This window comes from Burkholderia sp. Bmkn7 (genome assembly GCF_041103175.1).
Taxonomy (GTDB): Bacteria; Pseudomonadota; Gammaproteobacteria; order Burkholderiales; family Burkholderiaceae; genus Burkholderia; species Burkholderia cepacia.
The window spans coordinates 1,106,379-1,129,962 of record NZ_JBGCUH010000002.1 but is presented as its reverse complement, the minus strand read 5'-3'; the positions used below and the strand labels follow the sequence as shown (position 1 = coordinate 1,129,962).

At 69.1% G+C, this 23,584-nt stretch carries 22 protein-coding genes and 1 pseudogene; 12 read left to right on the top strand and 11 right to left on the bottom strand.

The features are described from left to right. Positions 1 to 23: 23 nt before the first annotated feature. Positions 24 to 656: a response regulator transcription factor gene (locus tag AB3K92_RS11020; RefSeq protein ID WP_369465038.1), complete on the bottom strand. Its 633-nt coding sequence runs from the start codon at positions 654 to 656 to the stop codon at positions 24 to 26. Positions 657 to 1,009: 353 nt separating this feature from the next. Between AB3K92_RS11020 and hpaC the strand changes: the two genes are divergently transcribed. After that, positions 1,010 to 1,555 carry a 4-hydroxyphenylacetate 3-monooxygenase, reductase component gene (gene hpaC, locus AB3K92_RS11015; RefSeq protein WP_048020438.1) on the top strand — a complete coding sequence of 182 codons (546 nt, stop codon included), beginning with the start codon at positions 1,010 to 1,012 and terminating at the stop codon, positions 1,553 to 1,555. A gap of 11 nt (positions 1,556 to 1,566) precedes the next feature. Here the strand turns inward: hpaC and AB3K92_RS11010 are convergent, their stop codons facing one another. Both AB3K92_RS11010 and AB3K92_RS11005 read right to left on the bottom strand, forming a co-directional pair. Continuing rightward, positions 1,567 to 2,835, bottom strand: coding sequence for a YbfB/YjiJ family MFS transporter (locus tag AB3K92_RS11010; protein ID WP_124588740.1), 1,269 nt, complete (start codon positions 2,833 to 2,835; stop codon positions 1,567 to 1,569). A gap of 165 nt (positions 2,836 to 3,000) precedes the next feature. Continuing rightward, a complete protein-coding gene (locus tag AB3K92_RS11005; RefSeq protein ID WP_042974041.1) occupies positions 3,001 to 3,546 on the bottom strand; it encodes an alpha/beta hydrolase in 546 nt (181 codons plus the stop codon). A 123-nt stretch (positions 3,547 to 3,669) separates the two neighbouring features. Here AB3K92_RS11005 and AB3K92_RS11000 point away from each other — a divergent pair, with 123 nt between their 5' ends. The 3 genes from AB3K92_RS11000 (at position 3,670) to AB3K92_RS10990 (ending at position 5,648) form a co-directional block, all read left to right on the top strand. Continuing rightward, positions 3,670 to 4,125, top strand: a complete 456-nt coding sequence (locus tag AB3K92_RS11000; RefSeq protein WP_011356102.1) for an Lrp/AsnC family transcriptional regulator — start codon at positions 3,670 to 3,672, stop codon at positions 4,123 to 4,125. A gap of 388 nt (positions 4,126 to 4,513) precedes the next feature. Beyond that, complete coding sequence (locus AB3K92_RS10995) at positions 4,514 to 4,636, top strand: hypothetical protein (protein WP_021158412.1); 123 nt, start codon at positions 4,514 to 4,516, stop codon at positions 4,634 to 4,636. Between the two features lie 58 nt (positions 4,637 to 4,694). Further along, the gene (locus AB3K92_RS10990; protein WP_048020334.1) at positions 4,695 to 5,648 is read left to right on the top strand and encodes a leucyl aminopeptidase (aminopeptidase T); all 954 of its coding nucleotides are present in this window, start codon (positions 4,695 to 4,697) and stop codon (positions 5,646 to 5,648) included. A gap of 16 nt (positions 5,649 to 5,664) precedes the next feature. Here the strand turns inward: AB3K92_RS10990 and AB3K92_RS10985 are convergent, their stop codons facing one another. Both AB3K92_RS10985 and AB3K92_RS10980 read right to left on the bottom strand, forming a co-directional pair. Then, entirely contained in the window at positions 5,665 to 6,174 is a 510-nt protein-coding gene (locus AB3K92_RS10985) for an N-acetyltransferase family protein (protein WP_369465036.1), read from the bottom strand. A gap of 55 nt (positions 6,175 to 6,229) precedes the next feature. After that, positions 6,230 to 7,261: an AraC family transcriptional regulator gene (locus AB3K92_RS10980; RefSeq protein ID WP_369465035.1), complete on the bottom strand. Its 1,032-nt coding sequence runs from the start codon at positions 7,259 to 7,261 to the stop codon at positions 6,230 to 6,232. 298 nt (positions 7,262 to 7,559) lie between these two features. On the opposite strand from AB3K92_RS10980, the gene AB3K92_RS10975 reads away from it, so the two are divergent. The 4 genes from AB3K92_RS10975 (at position 7,560) to AB3K92_RS10960 (ending at position 12,703) form a co-directional block, all read left to right on the top strand. Then, positions 7,560 to 9,269, top strand: coding sequence for a GMC family oxidoreductase (locus AB3K92_RS10975; protein WP_111997417.1), 1,710 nt, complete (start codon positions 7,560 to 7,562; stop codon positions 9,267 to 9,269). Beyond that, positions 9,256 to 11,706 carry an alpha/beta hydrolase fold domain-containing protein gene (locus tag AB3K92_RS10970; RefSeq protein ID WP_226286183.1) on the top strand — a complete coding sequence of 817 codons (2,451 nt, stop codon included), beginning with the start codon at positions 9,256 to 9,258 and terminating at the stop codon, positions 11,704 to 11,706. The genes AB3K92_RS10975 and AB3K92_RS10970 overlap by 14 nt, the downstream gene beginning before the upstream one ends. 338 nt (positions 11,707 to 12,044) lie before the next feature. Continuing rightward, positions 12,045 to 12,377, top strand: coding sequence for a type II toxin-antitoxin system RelE/ParE family toxin (locus AB3K92_RS10965; RefSeq protein ID WP_369465034.1), 333 nt, complete (start codon positions 12,045 to 12,047; stop codon positions 12,375 to 12,377). Beyond that, positions 12,374 to 12,703, top strand: a complete 330-nt coding sequence (locus AB3K92_RS10960) for a DNA-binding protein (protein WP_011356110.1) — start codon at positions 12,374 to 12,376, stop codon at positions 12,701 to 12,703. Before AB3K92_RS10965 ends, AB3K92_RS10960 begins: the two co-directional genes overlap by 4 nt. Before the next feature lie 16 nt (positions 12,704 to 12,719). Here AB3K92_RS10960 and AB3K92_RS10955 read toward each other — a convergent pair whose 3' ends face one another. Continuing rightward, a complete protein-coding gene (locus AB3K92_RS10955; protein ID WP_301855127.1) occupies positions 12,720 to 14,738 on the bottom strand; it encodes an LssY C-terminal domain-containing protein in 2,019 nt (672 codons plus the stop codon). A 102-nt stretch (positions 14,739 to 14,840) separates the two neighbouring features. Next, positions 14,841 to 15,293 (bottom strand): hypothetical protein, encoded by a 453-nt coding sequence (locus AB3K92_RS10950; RefSeq protein ID WP_059484700.1) that lies wholly within the window; start codon positions 15,291 to 15,293, stop codon positions 14,841 to 14,843. A 344-nt stretch (positions 15,294 to 15,637) separates the two neighbouring features. Between AB3K92_RS10950 and AB3K92_RS10945 the strand changes: the two genes are divergently transcribed. Next, positions 15,638 to 16,282: a response regulator gene (locus tag AB3K92_RS10945; RefSeq protein WP_369465033.1), complete on the top strand. Its 645-nt coding sequence runs from the start codon at positions 15,638 to 15,640 to the stop codon at positions 16,280 to 16,282. Beyond that, the gene (locus AB3K92_RS10940) at positions 16,279 to 18,069 is read left to right on the top strand and encodes an MASE4 domain-containing protein (protein ID WP_369465032.1); all 1,791 of its coding nucleotides are present in this window, start codon (positions 16,279 to 16,281) and stop codon (positions 18,067 to 18,069) included. Before AB3K92_RS10945 ends, AB3K92_RS10940 begins: the two co-directional genes overlap by 4 nt. A gap of 54 nt (positions 18,070 to 18,123) precedes the next feature. Here the strand turns inward: AB3K92_RS10940 and AB3K92_RS10935 are convergent. From AB3K92_RS10935 to AB3K92_RS10920, 4 genes and pseudogenes are all read right to left on the bottom strand, one after another. Then, positions 18,124 to 18,424: pseudogene (locus AB3K92_RS10935) on the bottom strand (type II toxin-antitoxin system RelE/ParE family toxin). Beyond that, positions 18,421 to 18,696, bottom strand: coding sequence for a YlcI/YnfO family protein (locus tag AB3K92_RS10930; protein WP_059494613.1), 276 nt, complete (start codon positions 18,694 to 18,696; stop codon positions 18,421 to 18,423). Before AB3K92_RS10930 ends, AB3K92_RS10935 begins: the two are co-directional and overlap by 4 nt. Positions 18,697 to 18,813: 117 nt before the next feature. Beyond that, entirely contained in the window at positions 18,814 to 20,124 is a 1,311-nt protein-coding gene (locus AB3K92_RS10925) for an MFS transporter (RefSeq protein WP_369465031.1), read from the bottom strand. 111 nt (positions 20,125 to 20,235) lie between these two features. Beyond that, positions 20,236 to 21,252: an ABC transporter substrate-binding protein gene (locus AB3K92_RS10920; RefSeq protein WP_027790810.1), complete on the bottom strand. Its 1,017-nt coding sequence runs from the start codon at positions 21,250 to 21,252 to the stop codon at positions 20,236 to 20,238. A gap of 238 nt (positions 21,253 to 21,490) precedes the next feature. On the opposite strand from AB3K92_RS10920, the gene AB3K92_RS10915 reads away from it, so the two are divergent. Beyond that, a complete protein-coding gene (locus tag AB3K92_RS10915) occupies positions 21,491 to 22,156 on the top strand; it encodes a response regulator transcription factor (protein WP_059489055.1) in 666 nt (221 codons plus the stop codon). Further along, a complete protein-coding gene (locus tag AB3K92_RS10910; RefSeq protein WP_060048334.1) occupies positions 22,143 to 23,564 on the top strand; it encodes a sensor histidine kinase in 1,422 nt (473 codons plus the stop codon). The genes AB3K92_RS10915 and AB3K92_RS10910 overlap by 14 nt, the downstream gene beginning before the upstream one ends. Positions 23,565 to 23,584: the final 20 nt, after the last annotated feature.

Here is a 23,584-nt window from a genome sequence, read left to right as displayed (position 1 = left end):
GCCAACGCCGCGTGCCCGCCCCCCTATCGCGACGGCTCCCCGTCGTCGCCCCACACGACCATCACGTCCCGCACGAGCGCGGCGATCGACGTCGCGCCGAGCTTCTCCTTGATGCTCGCGCGATGCACGTCGACGGTCTTCACGCTGATCGACAGATCAGACGCGATCTGCTTGCTGCCCTTGCCGTCCACCACGCCGCGCAGCACTTCCTTCTCGCGCGCGGTCAGCGCATCGAGCCGCTGGCGCAGCTCGCGGTGGCGCTGGCTCACCGCGTGCCGCTGCTGCGCGAGCCGCAGCGCGCGCTGCACGCGCTCGAGCATCTGCTGCGAGTTGTACGGTTTCTCGACGAAATCGATCGCGCCGTTCTGCAGCGCGCGCACGGACATCGGAATATCGCCGTGCCCGCTGACGAAGATCACCGGCAGCGTCGCGCCCCGCGCGTTCAGTTCGGCCTGCACGTCGAAGCCGCTCTTCTCCGGCATCCGCACGTCGAGCACCAGGCACGCGGGCAGGTTCACGTCGAAGCGCGCGAGAAAATCCGCGGCGTTCGCGAACCCCTCGGACGCGATCCCGACCGATTCGAGCAGCCAGGCGAGCGACGTCCGCATGCCGCTGTCGTCGTCGACGATGTATACGATCGGTGCGGATGACGTCATCGCGGGGGTCTCGCTGAATATCGGTATGGGTATCGCACGCGCCGCCTACGGGGCCGGTTGCCGGCGCGTCGCGCACGTCGTTCGCTGGGGATGCGCGGCACATCATAACGAGCCGAAAACCTGCTGAAAACCCCTTCACGGGCCGCACGAACGCACATTCCCGGTTTTTTTCGCGCGTCGCGCCGCGTACCTAGGTAGAACCTTTAGACGCGTTGGCGAGAACGCCATCTCCATCGTCAATCGTGCGAATGGTCGTCCGCCTTTTCGCGACGTACGCTTGGGTCATCGTCGGCGATCAGGCGCTGCACCCGCAGCGCCGCACGATCGCCGCTCTCGTCCAACCAGGAGCGCCCATGTCTTCCACGACCGATATCCAGCGACCGGCACGCGTCGAGCCGACCGACGCGCAGAAGGCCTTCCGGCAAGCGATGGCCCACCTCGGCGCGGCCGTCAACGTGATCACCACCGCCGGGCCGCACGGCCGCTGCGGGATCACCGCGAGCGCCGTGTGCTCCGTCACCGACACGCCGCCGACGCTGCTCGTGTGCCTCAACCGGTCGAGCGCGATGCATGCGACGTTCGAACGCAATCGCCACGTCTGCATCAACGTGCTGCCGGCCGAACACGAACAGCTCGCGCGGCACTTCGCGGGGCTCACCGAGCTGCCGATGGACCGGCGTTTCGAACTGCCCGTGTGGGATCGCGGCGAGCAGGACGTGCCCGTGCTGCGCGACGCGCTCGCGAGCCTGCAGGGCACGATCGCCGACATGAAGGAAGTCGGCTCGCATTCGGTGATGTTCATCGAGGCGACATCGATCCGCGTGCGCGACGACGGCGACAGCCTGATCTACTTCGGCCGTGCGTTTCATCGCGTATCGCGCACGGCGTGCGTGCGGTGAATCGCGCGTGACTACGCGGCGGCCCGCAACGCGCGCTGCCCGGCCGCGAGCGCGGCACCCGCGAACAGCGTCAGCGCCGAATACACGAGCCCGCGCGCGAGCCCCGCGCTGTCCGACACCCAGCCGATCGCGACCGGCCCGGCGATCTGCCCGAATGCGAAGACCGTCGTGAACGCGCTGATCCCTTTCGCCCAGCCGTCGGGCGGCAGGTTGTGGCGCACGAAGGCCGTCGTCGACGCGACGGCCGACAGGAACGTCGCGCCGAACAGCACGCCCGACGCGAACGCGGCAACCGGATGCACGAACATCGCCGGCATCAGCGTCGCGATGCCGAGCAGCGCATTGAGCACGGCCAGCGCCTGGCCGCCGCGCATCCGGTCGAGCAGCCCCGACCACAGCCGTGCCGAGACGACGGTCGCGACGCCGAGCATCACGTAGAACGCGGCGACCACCGTGCCGCTCATTCCCGCGCCGCGCAGCAGCGCGACGATGAACGTCATGTAGCCGATGTAGCCGACGCCGAACAGGCCGTAGCCGGCCAGCGCGAGGGCGAATCGCGCGGGGCTCGCGGTCGCCGCCGGCACCGCACCGTCGCGCGGCGCGGCGGGTGCCGCGTGCACGCGCTCGATGCGGCGCGCGGCCGACACGGCTACCGCCGAGAACAGCACGCATGCGAACGCGAGCGCGAACCACGCGGGCTGCCAGCCATGTACGCCCTGCGCGAGCGTCGCCGGCACGAGCAGCGACGAAGCGACGATGCCCCATCCGGTGCCGCCGTAGTAGAGGCCGAGCAGCAGGCCCGCATCGCGCGGCGACGCCGACGCGAGCCGCGCGGCCAGCACGCCGCCGCTGATGAAGATCAGCGCACTGCCGACGCCGGTCGCGAGCCGCTGCACGAGCAGCGCGTGCATGCCGGACGTGAGCCCGCACGCGGCCATCAGCAACGCGGTCAGCACGCACCCGGCCGCGAGCAGCGTGCCCGCGCGCCAGCGTCGCGACAGCAACGGAAACGCGAGCGCACCGATCAGGTAGCCGGCCGCGTTCGCCGTGTTCAGCGCGCCCGCTTGCGCGAAGGTCCAGCCGAGATCGGCCTTCATCGGCGGCAGCAGCAGCGCATACGAAAAGCGCGCGAGGCCGAGCGCGATCGCGCTGCCGAGCGACAGGCCGATCGCGAGCCGCCACGCGGCCATGCGATCGGGGTCACGTTCGGGGGTATGGCGGGTCGCGCCGGTGTCCGGCTGCGACGGGCCGGCAGGCTCCGGTTGCGGCGCTGCGCGCATCGCGTGTCTCCTTTGTCGTTCGAAGCCGGGGAGTCGACGCGACGGAACCGGCGTTTCGCACGCGCCGGTCCCGACTGTCCGTCGAGGCTTCCGATTCTGTCGACCGATCATACTTGAGCCGTCACGGGCAAGCACGCGTGGAAGGACGGCAGCCGCTTGCCGGCGCTAGCGCGGCAATCCGGCCATGAAGGCCGTCAGCAACGCACGCCCCTCCGGCCACTGCGCCAATCCCGCTTCCGCGTTCAGGTGGCCGCGCGGGCCGAGCCGCAGCGGCGTCGCGCCACGTGCGCTCGCCCATGCGATACCGCGCCCGGACGGGTCGTACCCGTCGTCCGAACTGGCGATCGCCAGCACCGGCAAACCGCCGAAATCACCGCCCGGCACGTTCGCGAACGCACGCGCCGCGGCCGGAAAACGCGGGCCGCCCGGATCGGGCACCGCAACGAGCCATGCGCCGCGCACGACACGCGCCGACGCCGCGCGCCAGTGCGCGAACAGCAGGCACCCCAGCGAATGGCAGATCAACACCGGCGGCGCCGCGGCTTGCGCGACGGCTTCATCCAGCGCCGCCATCCAGTCGCGCAGGTCGGGGGCATCCCATGACGCGGGCGCCATGCGGATGGCGCCCGGAATCGCGGCCTCCCAGTGGCTCTGCCAATGATCCGGTCCCGAGTTGCCGATCCCCGGCACGATCACGATCGTTTGGTCCATCTCCATCTCCGTCTCCATGAACAGGCGAGCGCTCAGTCTCGTCCGCCGGAAACCGGCCGGGAATGGCAAGTCATCGGTTATTGAGACAATATGCCGATGAATTAACGGAGCGGGAAAACGGACATGTCGAATGGAGAGCTCGATCGCCTGGATCTTTCGATCCTCGAGGCACTACAGGAAAACGCGCGGATGCCGCTGTCCGAGGTGGGCCGGCGCATCGGGCTGTCGCAGCCGGCGACGTCGGAGCGCGTCAAGCGGCTGGAAGAACGCGGCATCATCGCCGGCTACGGCGCGCGAATCGATCCGGCGGCGCTGGGGTTGGGGATGATGGCCATCATCCGGCTGAAGACGACGCACGAACACATCAAGCCCGCGCTGCGCGCATTCGCCGAGATGCCGCACGTCATCGAGGTTCACCGGATGACCGGCGAGGATTGCTTCTTGCTGAAGGTACTCGTGCCGACACCGGGACAACTGGAAACCATCATCGACGCGATTGCCCGGTTCGGCGCGGTCACGACGTCGCTGGTGCTCCGCTCCGAGCCGGCCAAACCGCTCGGCAAGGCGCTGCTCGGCTGACACGGCATCGGGCCGCCGACACGCCCGTGCCGACCGGCGATGCATTCGTATGCAGCGCTGCCGCGCACGACGTCGGTCGCCATGATCGAGGCTATCTAAATTCCGATAACAATTCGCCGAATACGATACATCGATTCCGATTCATTTCATTGAAAAAATGACATTGAATCCGTCGATCTCTTTACCCGCCTTTTACCGCACGTGTGTCGTCATCCCGCGTTGTTTAGCACGCCGACGCTAAAATCCTTGCAACGCATTGCATTCGCAAATTCGTCAGACTAATATCAACGCCACTCATCTGGCATTCACGAAATACCTGATGAGGAGTGGCAACTTTTTAGCCGCGCTTTCATGTTGAAACACTCATGTTCACCACAGGAGAATTGACATGCAGGACACCCAGCAGATCGAATTGCTTGACTGGATGCAGGAAGACACGCACCCCGAGGCCATCGACATGATGGTCGAGGACGCCGTGGTGCCGTTCGGCACCGCGCTCTGGCCGGTCTGAGCGGGCCACCCGTTCTCGCGGAAGGGCCGCGGCCCTTCCGCCGCTTCCGGAGACACGCATGCTGAACCTGCACCGCGCACTCGGCTTCCACCCCGCGCTGCGCGACAAACTGGCGCGCGGCGAATCGGGAAAACTGCTGGTCGGTCACGACACCCGCAACCGCGACATCGCGTTGCGCGCATTTGCCGCCCTGCCCGATTCACTCGACGCCACGACCCTCTGCCTCGAAAGCACCCCGCCCGCCGATATCACCGCCGCACTCGATGAAGCCGACCTGTTCGTGCTGCTGTACGACTCGTCGTGCCTGCCGACACCGTCGCCAAGTGGGCCGCCGTTCCTCGCCGCGATCCGCCCGGCGATCGTCGAGCACTGGAGCAAGTCGGTGCTGTTCAAGGATTACGGCCCGCATCTCGACGAGGCGTTCGCCGAATCGCTCGACGACATCGCGGCACGCAACGGCCGGCTGATCGACGCGGCCGCGCGCGCATCGCAGATCCGTTTCATCGACGAAGCCGGGAACACGCTGGCGGGCTCGCTCGCGCCGGACCAGAAATGGACGAGCGTGGACGGAATGGGCAACCTCGACGTCGTGCCCGGCGAGATCGCGACGCACGTGACCGATCTCAACGGCACGATCGTCTTCAGCGGCACGTTTCTCGGCACCGTGCCGTTCGCGATCAAGTACAAGGTGGCCGAGCGGCTCGCGACGCTGCAGGTCGAGAACAGCACGATCGTCGGTTTCGATACCGACGACACGGGCTTCCGGCGCGATTTCTCGGCCTATCTCGACCGGCATCCGAATCACCGGCGGATCGAGGAATTCGGCATCGGCACGAACCTCGGCATTCGCGGGCTGTATGGCCGCAATGCGGGGTTCGAGGAACGTCATCCAGGCCTGCACCTCGGGCTCGGCGGCGGCGAAAACGGCAGCCACCATCTCGACCTGATCTTCGCGCGCGGCACGCTCGCGCTCGACGACCGGATCGTGTTCGACGGCGCGTTCGCCGTCTGATTCGGCCGTTGCGTGCTCAGGCTCCGGCGGCGGGTGTGTCGCCGAGCCACTTGAACATCACGAGGCAATCGACGAACCCGAGCCGCGCGTGACGATACGCACGCGGCAGGCGCCCGACGATTTCAAATCCCAGCTTCTGCCACAGCGCGACCGCCACCTCGTTCGTCGAGACGACCGAGTTGAACTGCATCGCGCGGAAACCGCGCTCGCGCGCAACCTGCTGCGAGTGCTCGCACATCAGGCGCGCGACGCCACGGCCGCGCGCGGCCTCGCTCACCATGTAGCCGCAATTGCACACGTGATTGCCGGGGCCGGCCGCGTTCGCCTTCAGGTAGTACGAGCCCAGTACCGCGCCGTCCTCCTCGGCGATCCACGTGCAGAGCGGCGCATCGAGCCATGACGCGCGCGCCGCTTCGGGTGTCGCATCGGGATCGAATGCATAGGTTTCCTGAGCAGCGACGATGGCGCGATAGGTCGGCCAGAAGCGCGGGAAATCGTCGTCGGTCATCGGGCGAATCGTGATCATGCGGGTTCTCTCTTGATTGGAATGCCGGCCGGACAGCCGGCGATCGTGGCGTAATTCAGGAACGGCCGCCGTCCCGTTGCGCCGCGCTGCGATACGCGCCCGGCGGCACGCCGTACCAGCGCTTGAACGCCTGCGAGAAACTCGACAGGTCGCTGAAGCCGAGCCGCTCGGCCACTTCCGCGAGCGACAGGCGTGCGTCGCCGAGCAGCGTCTCGGCCATCGCGCCGCGCGCCTGCGCGAGCAGCGCCCGGAACGTCGTGCCCTCCTCCTGCAGCCGGCGCTTGAGCGTACGCGGGCTCGTGTTCAGCAGCCGCGCCATGTCCTCGAGCGAGAACGGCGCGGGGCCGGGCGTCGCGCCCAGGTACTGGCGCACCATCTCCGACGTGCCCACCCGCGCCCGCCGCGCTTCGAGCAGCTGGCCGCACATCTGCTCGCACATCGACACCGTCAGCGGATTCGCGTGCGGCAGCGGCCGGTCGAGCAACGCGCGATCGAACGCGAGACTGTTCGCGCGCGCCGAAAAAACCGGCTCGACGCCGGCGATGCGCGGCACCGGCGCGGACGGCGCGCGCGTTGCCTGCACCGTGAAGCGCGACAGCTCGAATGCGTCGCCGCCGATTTCCCGCAGCAATACGGCCGCCGCCGACATGTCGCGCTCGACGAGGAACCGGCTCAGCGCGCCATCGAGTTCCGGCGCGCCGAAACTGAGCACGCACGTGCTGTCCTCTTCACGATACGTGATCACGGTGAATGCGTAGGTGAGCGGCAGGAAGCGCATCGCCAGCGCGAGTGCGTCGCGCGCGGTCGCGCTCGCGATCAGCCCGTAGCCCCACACGCCGTACGCGGAGAAGTGGTAGCGCAGGCCGACCTCGAACCCGAGGCCCGGCGCGCGCCCGAGCGCGCGCAGCAGGTTGCCGGTCAGCCGCAGTTCCTGCGCGGCCGTCACCTCGACCTTCGGATCGTCGAGCTGCGCGTTGGCGAGCCCCGTGCCGGCCAGCAGCGTCGCGTGCGGCACGCCGCGTTCGTCGCCGAAATCGACCAGCAGCCGGGCGCTGGCCGGACTCCGGGTGAAATCCCAGAAGCTCATGCGGAGAAACCCTCGAAGCGCCGATTTGGCCCAAATACTAAAACAATTGTCCCGAAGCAGCATTGGTGTTTTCCCATGCGGCCAGCACCATCGGCGTCATCCCAGTCGTCGCCCGAACGACGCCAATGCCCTCCGGAGGAGACACCATGCGACGCAGTCGCCCGACCGATCCCGCTGCCCGCTTCGCACGCCGGCGCACCGTGCCTGCACGAACCCCTGCCCCTGCCCGGCCGCGCGCCGGCCGCCCGTGCGCGCTGCCGCGCCCCGCCTGATCCATCGACCATCGGAGGATGAACCCATGAGCAGGACTTTCGACTACATCGTCGTCGGCGGCGGGTCGGGCGGCTGCGTCGTCGCCGGGCGGCTGACCGAGGACCCGGCCGTGACCGTCTGCGTGCTCGAGGCCGGTGGCCGCGGCGACGGCACGCTCGTCAACGTGCCGACCGGCGCGGTCGCGATGATGCCGACCCGCGTGAACAACTGGGCCTTCGACACGGTGCCGCAGCGCGGCCTCGGCGGGCGCATCGGCTACCAGCCGCGCGGCAAGGCGCTGGGCGGTTCGTCGGCCATCAACGCGATGGTCTATGTCCGCGGCCATCGCGTCGACTACGACGGCTGGGCCGCGCTCGGCAACGAAGGCTGGGCCTACGACGACGTGCTGCCGTACTTCCGCCTGAGCGAGCACAACGAGCGCTTCGACGATGCGTGGCACGGCCGCGACGGCCCGCTGTGGGTGAGCGACCTGCGCACCGGCAACCCGTTCCATGCGCGCTACCTGGAAGCCGCGCAACAGGCCGGCCTGCCGCTCACCGACGATTTCAACGGCGCGCAGCAGGAAGGCATCGGCATCTACCAGGTCACGCAGAAGCACGGCGAACGGTGGAGCGCGGCGCGCGCGTACCTGTTGCCGCACATCGGCCGCCGCGACAACCTGACGGTCGAGACGCATGCGCAGGTGCTGCGCATCCTGTTCGACGGTACGCGCGCGACCGGCGTCGAAGTCCGGCAGCACGGCGAGGTCCGCACACTGCGCGCACGGCGTGAAGTCGTGCTCGCGGCCGGCGCGCTGCAAACGCCGCAACTGCTGATGCTGTCGGGCGTCGGCCCGGGCGGCGAACTCCGGCAACGGGGCATCGCGGTGCACGCCGACCTGCCCGGGGTCGGCCGCAACCTGCAGGATCATCCGGATTTCATCTTCGGCTACCGCACGCGCAGCGTCGATACGATGGGCGTATCCGCGCGCGGCGGCCTGCGCATGCTGCGCGAGCTCGCGCGCTTTCGCCGCGAACGGCGCGGCATGCTGACGTCGAATTTCGCGGAAGGCGGCGGTTTCCTGAAGACCCGCGCGGACCTCGACGCACCGGACATCCAGCTGCACTTCGTCGTCGCGCTCGTCGACGATCACGCGCGCAAGCTGCACGCCGGCCACGGGCTGTCGTGCCACGTGTGCCTGCTGCGGCCGCGCAGCCGCGGCTCGGTCACGCTCGACAGCGCCGATCCGCTCGCGGCGCCGCGCATCGACCCCGCGTTCTTCGACGATCCGCGCGACCTCGACGACATGGTCGCGGGCTTCCGGCTCACGCGACGGCTGATGGAAGCGCCGGCGCTCGCCGGCTGGACCACGCGCGACCTGTTCACCGCGAACGTCGACACCGACGATGAAATCCGCGACGTGCTGCGGCGGCGCACCGACACCGTGTACCACCCGGTCGGCACGTGCCGGATGGGGCACGACGCGCTCGCCGTCGTCGATCCGCAGCTACGCGTGCGCGGCCTGCAGGGGCTGCGCATCGTCGATGCATCGGTCATGCCGACGCTCGTCGGCGGCAACACCAACGCACCGACGATCATGATCGCCGAGAAGGCCGTCGACCTGATCCGCGGCGTATGCCGCACGTCCGCGCGGCCGCAGCGCGAAACCGTCAGGATAGCTACGGATACCGTTCCCGCTTCGCGCGCCGCGCACGAAGCCGTCCAGCCGGAGGAGACCCGCCATGTCGTCGCGTGACGCTGCCCACCTGACCGAATCCGCCGCACCGCTCGCGGCGATCATCATCGGCGCCGGCTTCGCCGGCATCGGCATGGCCATTGCGCTGCAACGTGCCGGCATCCACGATTTCTCGATCGTCGAGCGCTCGCACGACGTCGGCGGCGTGTGGCGCGACAACAGCTACCCCGGCGCCGCGTGCGACGTGCCCTCGCACCTGTACTCGTTTTCGTTCGAGCCCAATCCGGCCTGGTCGCGCGTGTTCGCACCGCAGCCAGAAATCCATGCGTACCTGCAGCATTGCGCGCGCAAGTACGGCCTCGCGCGCTACCTGCGCTTCGGCGCCGACGTCGCGCATGCGCGTTACGACGAAGCCGCCGCGCTGTGGCGCGTCACGCTCGCCGACGGCACGACGCTGAGCGCCGCCGTGCTCGTCAGCGGCACCGGGCAGCTGAGCCGCCCCGCGATGCCCGACCTGCCCGGCATCGACACGTTCCGCGGCCGCGCATTCCACTCCGCGCACTGGGATCACGACTACGCGCTCGCCGGCAAGCGCGTGGCGGTGATCGGCACCGGTGCGTCGGCGATCCAGTTCGTCCCCGCGATCGCCGGCGACGTGCAGCGCCTGACCGTGTTCCAGCGTTCGCCGGCCTACGTGATGCCGCGCCCCGACCGTGCGTACCGTCCGTGGGAAAAGGCGCTGTTCCGCACGCTTCCGTGGGCGATGAAGCTGCATCGCGCATCGATCTACCTGCGCTACGAATCGCGCGCAATCGCGTTCACGCGCCTGCACGGGTTGATGAAGGTCGCGGTCGGCCGGCCCTTCCGCAAGCTGCTCGCGCGCGACGTGCCGGACGCCGCGTTGCGCGCACGGCTCACGCCCGACTACCCGATCGGCTGCAAGCGCATCCTGCTGTCGAGCGACTACCTGGCCGCGATGAGCCGCGACAACGTCGAACTCGTCACGCAGCGGATCCGGCGCGTGACGGAGCGCGGCATCGAGACTGTCGACGGCGTGCATCATCCGGTCGATGCCATCGTCTACGGCACGGGGTTCGCGGCGACCGAGTTCCTGTCGCCGATGCGCATCACGGGCCGCGACGGGCTCGACCTGAACGACGCATGGCGGCGCGGCGCGCAGGCGTATCTCGGGCTGACCGTGCCCGGTTTTCCGAACTTCTTCATGCTGTACGGCCCGAACACCAATCTCGGCCACAACTCGATCGTCTACATGCTCGAAAGCCAGATCGCGCACGTGATGCGCTGCCTGCACGCGATGCGGCGCGACGGCGCGCGCGAGATCGACGTCGACGCGCGCCGCTACCGGCGCTTCAACGCGCATGTGCAGCAGCGGCTCGAAGGATCGGTGTGGAACAGTTGCAAGAGCTGGTATGTCGACGCATCGGGACACAACAGCACGAACTGGCCGGGCTTCACGCTGACCTACCGGTGGATCACCCGCTTCACCGGGATGTCCGCCTACCGCTTCACGCATCCGGCGCCCGAATCGGCTGCCCCGACGCGCGACGTCGTGGTCGCGCCGCCCGCCGGCCCGCTGGAGGCGCTCACGGCCGCCTCGCTGCGCGGTTTCCTGCGCGTGGCGTTCCGGCCGCTGATCGGGCCGCCGTTCGGCGCACGCATGCAACGCCGCGTCGTCGCGCTGCTGTCGCCGCTGATGCCCGGCACGGGCGGCACGCTGCGCTACCGTACGCTCGCGCACCGCGTGCCGGTCGAAGTGGTCGCGCCGAAACGCGGCGACACGGGCGGCGCGATCCTCTATCTGCATGGCGGCGCATTCTGCCTCGGCGGCCCGCATACGCATCGCGGCGTGACGACGCGGCTCGCGAACGACGCCGGCCTGCCGGTGTGGGTGCCCGATTACCGGCTGGCCCCCGAGCATCCGGGCCCGGCCGCGCTCGACGACGCGCTGGCCGTCTATGACGCGATGCGCGCGCAGGGTTACGCGCCGCACCGGATCGCGCTCGCGGGCGATTCGGCCGGCGGCGCGCTGGCACTGGCACTGGCCATCGCGCTGCGCGAGCGCGGCGAGCCGGCCGCCGCCGCGTTGCTGCTGATCTCGCCCGTGACCGATCCCGCGCTCGGCGGCGCGACGCTGGCTTCGCGCCGCCACGACGATCCGATGATCCGCCGCGGCTGGCTCGAGCAAGGGCTGCGCTGGTATCACGGCGCCGGATCGGCGGCGGCCCGCGGCGCGCTCGATACCGACCTGCGCGGCCTGCCGCCGATGCTCGTCCAGGCCGGCGACCAGGAAGTGCTGCTGTCGGACGCGCAGCGGCTGGCCAGTCACGCGCAGGCCTGCGGCGTGCCGTGCCGGCTGGAGATTCATGCGGCGCGCTGGCATGTGTTTCATCTGCAGTCGTTTTACCTGCGCTCGGCGCGGGACGCGTTGCGCACGCTGGCGGAGTTTGCGTCGGCACGCGTTGCCGCGACGGCATGACGATGCAACGGTAACGCACGAGGATTTTCCGGCGGACGCACCGCGCGATGCGCCCGCCGTCGGACTGTTCGCGCACTTGCTTCACGTCCCGCTCATGGCGCGTGCCCTCGGCACGCGCCATCGACACCGGCCATTCGGCCGAATCGCCACGCCAGGTAACGGATGAAAGAATGATCTTCGTCCGGGAAGCCGGTTTCGCCGCCTGCACTGCAACTGCCACGCATGCGGCGTCCAGTGTCGTTCCGGCTCGCCGATAGGCACGCCCCTGCGCACACCACCCGGCAACGCGCACGACCGCCTCCTTTTTCATCCACCTTTTTTGTAGCTTATAAGTTACAATGCTCTCCAAGTTCGAACTTCTTCGCTACCAGTGCGACGATGGTCGCGAGCCCTTCACCGAATGGTTGAACGCCGTGCGCGACAAGCTTGCTCAGGCCCGGATTCGCGAACGCCTGCGCCGCGTGCAGACGGGCAACTTCGGCGATTGCGAGCCTGTCGGCGAAGGCGTGATCGAACTGCGCGTCCACGTCGGCGCCGGCTATCGCGTGTATTTCGGGCGGTACGGCGGCGCACTGGTGCTGCTGCTGTCAGGCGGCGACAAAGGCAGCCAACCCGACGACATCAGGCGCGCCAAGGAACACTGGTCGAACTGGAAACGGAGGCAAACATGACCAAGCTCAAAGGTGCGGTATCGCACCACGACGCGGAAGTCGCCGAACTCGGCGCCGACCGCGAACTCGCGGTGGCCTATCTGCGCGTCGCGATGGAGTCGCTCGACGATCCCGACAACCGCGCGGCCGGCCTGCTCGCGCTGCGCACCGTCGCGGAAGCGTACGGCGGGCTCGGCGCAGTCGCGGCCGAAGCCGGCATCAGCCGCGAATCGCTGTATCGCACGCTGTCCCCCAACGGCAACCCGACGCTGAAAACGCTGCTCGCGGTGCTCAAGACCGTCGGCTTGCGCCTGTCCGTCGTCCCCGCGCAGCCGGCGCACGCGTAAGCGGCGCACGGCCCGCTCACGGCCTGACCATCCATACCAGCAGCATCTCGGCCGGCGCGGCCGTCGTCCCCGCCGGCGGATGCTCGATCGTCGGCTCGACCGCCAGCGCCTTCGCGATCGACGCCGCATCGTCGATCGTCGTCGAGCGCACGATCGTCATCAGCCGCGCCGGCCGATGCAGCGTCTCGCGATACAACGCGCCGTACCACAGCGGCCGCATGCCGAGCGCGTCCTGCAACACGTACGGATAACGCCACAGCCGCAGCACGAGGCGGCTTTCCGGCTGGCCCGGATCGACGCGCACGAACACGCGGCGCGTGCTTTCGCCGTGCGTGTAACGCGGCAGCACCGGCAGCGCGTCGGCGGGCGCCTGCGGCAGCAGCCAGCGCAGCGCGGTGGCGGGCGACCACGGCGTCGCGCGCTGCCAGCCGGCCTGCGCGAGATGCCGGTCGAGCGTGTCCGACGTCGCGCTCCATTGCAGCGGCAGATATTCCTCGCGGTCGCCGCCGATCTCGGTACGCCGCACCGGCACGCGCTGCCATCCGCCGCGCAGCCACTGGTCGACGGTCATCGCGACCACGTCGCCGACATGCGGGCGCGCCGCGCGGTCGAGCTGCCATTGCGCAGGAACCGTCCATACGCCGGCCGTCGCGAGCACCACGGTCACCGCGATGAGCGCGCCCCTCGGCTGCACGTGCTCGCGCACGCGCCAGTACGCATGGGCACCGGCCAGCAACGCGAACCAGGCCAGCCCGAGGCTCCAGCCGCCCAGCAGGCCTGACAGCCACGTGTCTCCGACATACAGCCGCGCGAAACCGCCGAGCACGATCCACAGCACCACCGCGGTCACGACCGGGATCCGCCACCGCGCGGGCCGGTCACGCGTCAGCACCCAGCCGAGGCCACTGCTTGCGAGAATCGCGAACGCGGCTTCGGCATCGGGCAGCGGTACGTGCAGCGCGCCGGGCGGCAGGCTCGCGGGCGTCGCGCCGGGTACGCCCGCACCGAACGCCGGCACGAGCACGACGGCGACGCCGACGGTCGCGAGCCACCACGCGGCGGTCAGCCAGCAGCGATGGATCATCAGCCAGACGAGAAACGCGGCCGCGACGATCAGCCCCGTATCGTGCCCGTGCAATACGGCAAGCGCGCGCATCACGGCGTCCACCGGCGGTGTGCGCAGGTTCTGCAGGAACGCATACAGCGCGATGTCAGCGTGCGTCAGCGGATCGTTCGCGACGACATCCTGCACGAGACCCGCGAACAGCCACACACAGCCGACGAACAACAGCGCGAGCGCGGGCACCGCGCCCGGCAGGCCGCGCACGTATGCGATCGCGTCGTGCAGCCGCGCGCCGAACCGCGGCCAGCGGTGCGCGCATGCGTGCCCCCCTTCGACGAGCGCACGACGCAACAGCGGCCAACCGCGCCGCAGCGCGATGCGCACGCCGATCCACACGAGCGCGACCAGCGCCGCGACCACCAGCAGGATCACGGCGACCCGCACGCTGATCGCCGCCGCGAGCGCGGCCGACGCGCCGAACACGATGCCCGGCGCGACGTGCACGGGCGCCCAGATGAGTGCCGAGACGATGTTGACCGGATAGAACGACCGGCGCGGCAGCGTCGCGCAGCCGACGACGACCGGCACGACCGCGCGCACCGGCGCAAGAAAACGTGCGAGCACGATGCTCTTCACGCCATGGCGCAGCACGAACTCCTCGCCGCGCCCGTAGGCGTTCGCATAACCGAAGCGCGCCCATGCGTTGCGGATCATCCCGCGGTAGTGCCGCCCGAGCTCGTAGCTGATGCCGTCGCCGATCACGGCGCCGACTGCCGCGACGCCGATCGTCGTCCAGCCGTCGAGCGCGCCCGCGCCGATCAGCGCACCGGCCGCGAACATCACGGCGCCGGCCGGCACGACCGTGCCGATCAGCGCGATCGCCTCGGCGCACGCGGTCACGAACACGACCGCGAGCACGAGCAGCGGATGCGCGCCGATCGCGCCGATCCACGCGTGGATCGTGTCGCTCATTGCACGCTCCATGGCGAAGCGACCCGGCGTGAGAACACCGGGCCGGCGATGGCATGGCGAGCGTTCATCGGGCGGTGCGCGCGGTCGCGCGGGCGTGGCGGATCAATCGAATTCGTGCTGCCGCGCGTCGGCCTCGAGCGGCGCGTCGTGGTAGCCGACCGTCGCGATCTCCTGCAGATAGCGCGCGAGAAACGCGCCGATCGATCCGGCGGCCTCGTACTGATGCACGTGGCGGAATTCGTGGGTCAGCAGGCGGCGCGTGTCCTGTCCGCGCAGCACGTACACCGCATGACCGAGCGTGAGCCCGATCGTCCCCGGCGACAACAGGCCCGTGTCGCGGGCGATCGCGGCGAGCGTCGGCGTCTCCGGAAACGGCATGCGCTCGACGATCACCAAGCGGATCCGCTCCGGCTGCGCGACGCCCACCGCGCGCGCGTCGTCGGCCTGCGCCGGCGTCAGCGGCGCACCCTGCGCGATCCCGCGTGCCGCCTCCGCTTCGGCCCACGCGACGGCGGCAGGCAGTGCGGACGGCAGGATATCGGCAAGATCGATCATCACGGGGGCTCCTCGTTGGTGTCGTGGCATCGGGCACCAGTTTAGTCCCGAATCCGGACGGTTCGCGGGGCGGCTTGCGGGGCGGTTCGCGGGGCGGCTTGCGACCCGCAAGCCGCCCGGTGCCCGCCGCCGCGATCGTCCGGGAATACCCTGATTCGCGCCCGCCCCGCCGCGTACGTTTTCCCGGAAATTATTTCGTTTCAGTACACATTCATCGAAAACCCATCTCGAAAATTTCCCGGATGTGTACCGTTTTCGGATTCGGCGGAATATATTGATCAGAAGAACGGCCGCGGCGACCACCGGACAGCAGGGCGCGGCGTCATCCCGAAGAGGATCGCTAGATGATCAGGGTAATTCTGGCTGACGATCACGCAGTCATGCGGGACGGACTGCGTCACATCCTGGAAACGGCCGGCGGTTTCGAAATCGTCGGCGAGGCGAGCGACGGCTCGGCCACGCTCGCGCTGGTCGAGCGCGGCGCCGCCGACGTGCTGCTGCTCGACCTGTCGATGCCCGCGCCGACCGGCATCGAGCTGATCCGGCTGGTGAAGCACCACGCGCCGTCGCTGCGCATGCTCGTGCTGACGATGCACGCGGAGGCGCAATACGCGGCGCGCGCGTTCAAGGCCGGCGCAACCGGCTACCTGACGAAAGACAGCGCGACCGCCGAGCTCGTGGAGGCGGTCTGCAAGATCGCGGCGGGCGGCGTCTACGTGAGCCCGTCGGCGGCCGAAAGCCTCGCGCTCACGCTGCGCGCGCCGGCCGCGGCACTGCCGCACGAACGGCTGTCCGCGCGCGAGCTCGACGTGATGCGCCGCATCGTCGCCGGCCAGACCGTCACGCAGATCGCGACCGAACTCGCGCTCAGCGCGAAGACGGTCAGCACGTACAAGACACGGATCCTCGAGAAGATGGAACTGCCGCACGAAGCCGCGCTCGTCCGCTACGCGGTGCGCCACGACCTCGACCCCGGCGGCGACGCATGACGGCCGCCTTCCACCTTCCGCCCTCGCCCCCGGACGACGACACCTCCGACGCGTCGCGCCTGTTCATGTCGTCGCTGCCGCCGGGCCGGCGCGAACGGCGGCTCGCGCTCGCGACCGTGCTCGTGTCCGCCGTGATCTTCGCCGCGCTTGCGCCATTCGCGGGCAGGCCGCTTGCGCCGGGCTGGGCGTTCATCCCCGTGTACCAGTCGGCGATCGTCGTCAACGACATGGTGACGGCCGGCCTGCTGCTCGGCCAGTACGCGATCCTGCGCGAGAAGCCGCTGCTCGTGCTCGCGGGCGGCTACCTGTTCACGGGTTTCATGGCCGGCACCCACATGCTGACCTTTCCCGGGCTGTTCGCGCCGACCGGCCTGCTCGGTGCCGGCGACCAGACCACCGCCTGGCTCTACCTGTTCTGGCACGGCGGCTTCCCGCTGGCGGTCGCCGCGTACGCGCTGCTGCGTGCGGCATCGCGTGCCGCGGGCCCGATCCCGGCTCCGCAACGCCGCGCGGCGATTCCCGTGGTGCTGTGCATCGCGGCCGCGCTCGGTGCGACGGCCGCGCTCGCGCTGCTCGCGACGGTCGGCCACGACCTGCTGCCGCGCATCATGAACGGCAACCGGATGGCCGCGACGATGACGAACGCGATCACGATCGTCTGGGGGCTGAACCTGGTGGCGCTGATGCTGATGTGGCAGCGGCGGCGGCGTCATTCCGTGCTCGACCTGTGGGTGATGACGGTGCTCGTCGCGTGGCTGTTCGACATCGCGCTGTCGGCGATGCTGAATCACGGGCGCTACGATCTCGGCTTCTACGCGGGGCGCGCATACGGTCTGGTCGCGTCCGGCGTCGTGCTGTTCGCGATGCTGTTCGAAAACGGCCGGCTGCATGCGCAGACGGTGCGCGCGCTGGCCGGCGCGCGCTACCAGCATCTGCTCGTCGTGCAGAAGAGCGCGCAGCTGAACGACGCGAACGAACGGCTCGAACAGCGCGTTGCCGCACGCACCGCGCAACTGAGCGCGTCGAACCGCGACCTGCGGCGCGAAGTCGAGGAACGCGTGCGCGCCGAGCGTGCGCTGCAGGCGTCGCGCGAGGAGCTGCGCGAGATCGCCGCGATCAGCGCGAGCGCACGCGAAGCCGAGCAGCGCCGCATCGCACGCGAGCTGCACGACGAACTCGCGCAGACACTCGCGACGCTGAAGAACGATCTGGAATGGCTGATCGATCGCGTGCCGCAGGACGACGCGCTGCTGGCACGCAAGATCGCGGCGATGCACACGCTGGCGCGCGGCGCGGTGGCCGCGACACGCCGCATCGCGTCGGACCTGCGCCCGCTGATGCTCGACGATCTCGGTTTCGCCGCCGCGATGCAATGGCTCGTGGAGGATTTCCGGCACCGTCACGGCATCGACTGCGCGCTGCATGTCGACCCGCCCGAACTGCAACTCGACGAGCCTTACGCGACGGCGGTGTTCCGCATCGCCCAGGAAGCGCTCGCGAACGTCGCACGGCACGCGGCCGCGTCGCATGCGAACGTCGCGCTCGTGCAGGCGAACCAGGCGATCGAGTTGACGATTCGCGACGACGGCGCGGGATTCGATCCCGGCGTGCCGCGCAAATCGGGATCGTTCGGGCTGGTCGGGTTACGCGAGCGTGCGTATCTCGTTGGCGGCACGCTGCGGATCGCGACGACCCTCGGCGAGGGCACGACGGTCGAGGTGGAGATTCCGCTGTCGCCTGCGCCTGCTGCGGTCGCGCATGGCGGGACTGGGGGGGGCGAGGATTGATCGCTGATCGAGGCGGTAATGTCGGCGAATGCCGGCTGCCGCGTCGATCATGCGTCAGTGGTAGTCGTCTTCCCGTTGATGTCGCACGGCTGGAATCGTGACTTGCTCGGCCGCTTCAATCTCGAACAGCAGGACATGGCCCGACTTGCCGAAAGACACGATCAGCTCACGCAGGAACGGATTCCCATCGTCGATCTTGCGGCATGTGAACGGAAACATCCGGAGCATGGCGATACCTTGTTCGATCGCGTCCGCAGCCCGCTGCCGCTGCATCGGTATCACGTTCGAGCTGGTATCGATGCATCCGTGCCAGATCCCCACGGGCCGCACGTGTATATCGGACCCGATAGATCAATCTGCCGCAGTCGCTGCTCTCGCAGCGTTCAGCATGCCCTCGAGTTCGGCCTGCACGTCGGCGGCATCGACGTATTCGCCGGTACGGCGTGCCTCGTCGCGCGATGCAAGGCCGCGGGTGACAAACTCGCGCCGCAGGCGACGACGCGCGATACCATCGCGAAGCGCCGACTCCATGAACGCAGACAACGTCTCGTTTTCCTCAAGAACCGACTCTGCCGCCTCCCGCAATTGCGGATCGACACGCAGCGCCGGCATGGTCGCGGTTTTCATCGCACACTCCATGGATTACATATGTAATCCATGGTAGCCCCCCCTCCTTTACGCGTGCAGTCGGCCATTTGGCCTGACCAACGTGTCCGGGACCACAATCCGGCCGCGCCGCGTGCCTCACGCCCGCACCGCCACCATCCCCCGCTCCGAGCGGGTCCACGCGACCAGCGCGCCGATTCCGAGCAGCGCGAGGCACACGATCGGCACGATCATCGGCCCGAACGCGGTGCCCGTGACCTTGCCGGCAAACGGCATCAGGTTCTGGCTGAAGAAGCCGCCGAGGTTGCCGATCGAGTTGATCGCCGCGACGCTCGCCGCCGCCCGCGCGCCGGTGAAGTAGCGCGGCGGCATCGACCAGAAGCACGGATACAGCAGCGGGATGCATGCGCCGCCGAGCACCAGCGCGATGAAGCGCAGCGGCGTCGACGGCAGCACGAGGCTCAGCAGGAAGCCGAGCGCGCCAAGCGCCGCGACGATCGCGATCGTGCGCAGGATGCTCTTCGCGCGGCGCAGTTTCCCCGGCAGCCACACCAGCAGCAGCACGGCAAGGGCCCACGGCAGCATGCTCAGGAAGCCGTTCGTCGTGCTCGACACGCCGAACGATTTCACGAGCGTCGGCAGCCAGTACGTCACGCCGTACAGCGACGTCGACATCAGCATGTAGGTCGCCGCGAACAGCATCACGCGCGGGTCGAGCAGCGCTTTCCACGGCTGGCCGTGCTCGGCCTGCGCGGGTTTCTCGCGTTCGAGCGCGGCCTCGACGACCTGCTTCTCGCGGTCGTCCAGGAAAAGGGCGTCGCGCACCGACGCGGGCAGCACGCGGAACACGACGATCGCGACGATCACTGCCGGGATGCCCGTCGCCACGAACACCCACTGCCAGCCCGCGAGCCCCCACACGCCGTTCAGGCTCAGCAACACGCCGCCGACCAGCGAGCCGAGCATGTTCGCGAGCGCACTGCCGAGCGTGAAGATGCCGAGCACCTTCGCGCGATAACTCTGCGGAAACCACAACGTCAGGTAATAGATCACGCCCGGATAGAAGCCGGCCTCGGCGATGCCGAGCACGAAGCGCAGCGCGCAGAACGCGGGCATCGACGTCGTGAAGCCCATCAGCACCGTGATCAGCCCCCACGTCAACATGATCCGTGCGAGCCACACGCGCGCGCCGTAGCGATGCAGCGCGAGCGTGCTCGGCACCTCGAACAGCAGGTAGCCGATGAAGAACAGCGACGACGCGAGCCCGAACGCGGCTTCCGTCATCCCGAGGCTGTGCACCATCTGCAGTTTCGCGAAGCCGACGTTCTGCCGGTCGATGAACGCGATCAGGAACATCACGACGAGGATGGGCAGCAGGCGCCGCGCCATCTTCGACATGATGCGCTGTTCTTCGGCGGACGCGGGGTCCAGGGTGTCGGTAGCATTCACTTCAGGCTCCTTGCGTGAATCGGTTGCATAGCGGTTGCATGTCGTTTGAATCGGCGCCGCGCGCGACGATCGCGCGGGTGCGGGGCATGTCGGGGAAAGGAAGCGGCGGCATCAGCGCGACCGGTAGTCGTCGAGCATCGGCGCGAACATCTCGTGCCATGCGCGCGGCTTCGCCTTGATCGTGCCGGCCAGGTACAGGAATTCGACGTAGTCCATCAGCTGGTTCGGCAGTACCGAGAAACGTGTGTCGGGCGCGGCGAGCATCCGCATCACGTCGTCGTGCGACACGCCGACGCCCGACGACGCCGCATACAGCGCGGCCGCCGCGCGCGGGTCCTGCGCGATCAGGCGGTTCGCTTCGTCGAGCGCGCCGAGAAACGCGACGGCCAGCGCGGGGTCCGTATCGACGAGCCGCTTCGGCGCGAATACGACGTCGAGCGTCAGCGGGCCGAGCACGTCGACCGAATTCACGACGCGGTGAATGCCCGGCTGCCGCAGCTCGAGCGTCGAGAACGGCGGCGACGTGAAGTGCGCGGTCACGCCGTTCTCGCGCCGGATCAGCGCCTGCATCGCCTGCGGATGCGGCAGGTTCACGGTGATCGAATCGAGCTGCGCGAAATGCTTCGCGCCGAGCTGCCGGCTCGCGACCATCTGCAGCACGACCGCCGACAGCGACGTGCGGATGCCGGGCACCGCGATCCGGTCGGACGGCGTGAAGTCGCGCAGCGACACGAGGCCCGCGCGGTTCGCGTTCAGCGACAGCGACGTGGTGGACAGCCCGCTGATGCCGATCACCTCGACGTTCGGAATGCCGCGCGCCCGCGCCCACAGCTCGATGAAACCCGGTGCGCCGGCGCCCGCGAAATCGAGCGTGCCGGCCATCATCGCGTCGTTGACGGAATTGCCGCCGTCGAGCAGCACCCAGTCGACCGCGACGTCGCGCACGCCGTGGCGCGCCGCGTGCCGCTCGAACAGCCGCTGCTTCTCCATCACGAGCAGCGGCAGGTACAGCACCCCGAAGCCTTTCGAGATCCGGACGGTGCGCGGCTTCGCGCGCACGAGCGGCGGCGCGGCCAGCATGCCGATGCCGGCGGCGATCAATGCGCGGCGGCGCGGCGACGTCGTCATGCGCGGGCCGCCGTGCGACGGATGGCAAACGGCCACGCGAAAGCCCGCGTCGCGCTGCGTCGCGCGTTCGTCGTGCCCGTGACATGCTGCATGTTGCCGTCTCCTTGAATATTTCTGGTATTAATGCCGTCCTTGCGTGCTGCATCCGGCTCGACACAGGTTATCGACCGAGTCTGAGAAAATGCTGACATCCCGGCCCCGGGAAAACCCCTAACCCACTCATCTGCGAAACGGCACCATGCGCATTCTCGTCGTGGAGGACGATGCCGAAATCGGCGCGGCGATCCGCAGCCGCCTGGCGCGGCTCGGCCATGCCGTCGATCTCGAGACCGACGGCGCAACCGCGAACGGGCTGCTGCGCGTCGAGCGCTTCGACCTCGTCGTGCTCGACGCGAACCTGCCCGGCATGGACGGCTTCGCGGTGCTGCGCAACCTGCGCGCGTCGGGCAGCACGACACCCGTGCTGCTCGTCACCGCACGCTCGGCGATCGACGACCGCGTGAGCGGCCTCGGCCTCGGCGCCGACGACTACCTGGTGAAGCCGTTCGACTACCGCGAACTCGACGCGCGTGTGCAGGCGCTCCTGCGCCGCAACAGCGGCCACGCGAACGACGTGCTGACGCTCGGCGGCCTCGTGATCGACCGCAGCAGCCGCCTCGCGGAACTCGATGGCCAGCCGCTGTCGCTGTCGCGCCAGGAATTCGCGCTGCTCGAAATCCTCGCGAGCCGCCCGCAACGCATCTTCTCGAAGGACGAACTGCTGAACCAGCTGTTCAGCTTCGGCAACGAGCCGACTGCGAATGCGGTCGAGCAATACGTGACACGCGTGCGCAAGAAGCTGCAGGGCAGCTCGGTCGAGATCCGCACCGCACGCGGGATGGGGTATCAGATTGCCGCGCACTGACTGGTTCCCGAAGACGCTGTTCGGGCGCACGCTGCTGTTCATCGCGCTCGTCGTCGCGTCCGGCGCGCTCGCGCTCGCGGCGATCGCGCGCTACTACGCGGGCGTCGCGGCCGAGCGCGCGTACGACCAGCTGCTTGCCGGCGCCTCGATCCAGGTCGCGGAAAACCTCTACGTGCAGGGCGGCGTGCTCGCGCTGAATCCGCCGGTGGCCGCGCTGTCGACGCTGTCGCGCTACGACCTCGTCTACTACAAGGTCGTCGATTCGCGCGGCATCGTCGTGGCCGGCTACGGCGATCTCGCGAGCCCCGCGACACTCGCCGCCGCGAAACAGGGTCCGGCGTTCGCGAACGGCCTGTACCAGGGGCACCGGATCCGCACGGCAACGATTGCGCGCTACATGCCCGAGGAAAGCACGCCGGGCTGGGCACTCGTGACCGTTGCGCAGACAACCAACGCACGCCAGCAGCTCACCAACGACATGAGCCTCAAGGTATGGACGCTGATCCTGCTGATGAGCGTGCTCGCGATCGGCGCGAGCGGCCTCGCGATCCGGCGCGGCCTGCGCCCGCTCGCGCAGATCGGCACGATCATCGCCGCGCGCGATCCGGCCGACCTGCGGCCGGTGGCCTTCGACACGCCGAGCGAGATCGACGCGATCATCGGGTCGATCAACGGATTGATACACCGCCTGGCCGAACGCATCAACGCGATGCAGCGCTTCATCGCCGACGCCGCGCACCAGATGCGCACGCCGCTCGCGCGGCTCGACGCGCAGATCGAACTGCTCGACGGCGAATCCGATCCCGCTCGCCACGCGGCACGCCTCGACGCGCTGCGCGCGACCAGCGCGGACGTCGGTCGCCTCACCGGCCAGTTGCTCAATCACGCGATGGTGATCCATCGCACCGAAGCCGTGCCGCTGCAACCGGTCGAACTCGTCGCGCTCGCGAAGGACGTGCTCGGCCGCACGATTCCGCTTGCGGGCGAGCGCGATGTGGCCGTGGCGTTCGCGAGCGATGCGCCGCTGGCGTGGATCGACGGCGACGCGATCAGCCTGCAGGAAGCGCTGTCGAACGTACTGCACAACGCGTTGCTGCACGGCCACGCGGACGACATCGTCGTGTCGGTCGCAACCGCCGGTCACCCCGACGGCGCGATCACGCTGACCGTCACCGACAACGGCCGCGGCATCCCGCGCGAGCACTGGGACGCCGCATTGCAGCCGTTCGTGCGGATCGCGCCGGACGGCAGCGAGCGGCGCACCGGGTCGGGCCTCGGGCTCGCGATCGTGCAGGAAGTGATGAAGGCGCACGGCGGGCGGGTCGGATTCGCGTTTCCCGACGCGGGCGGGTTCGCGGTCGTGCTGACGTTTCCGCGCGCGGCGGTGGCCGGTACGAAAGAGACTTAGACCGCCGGCATCGCGCATGC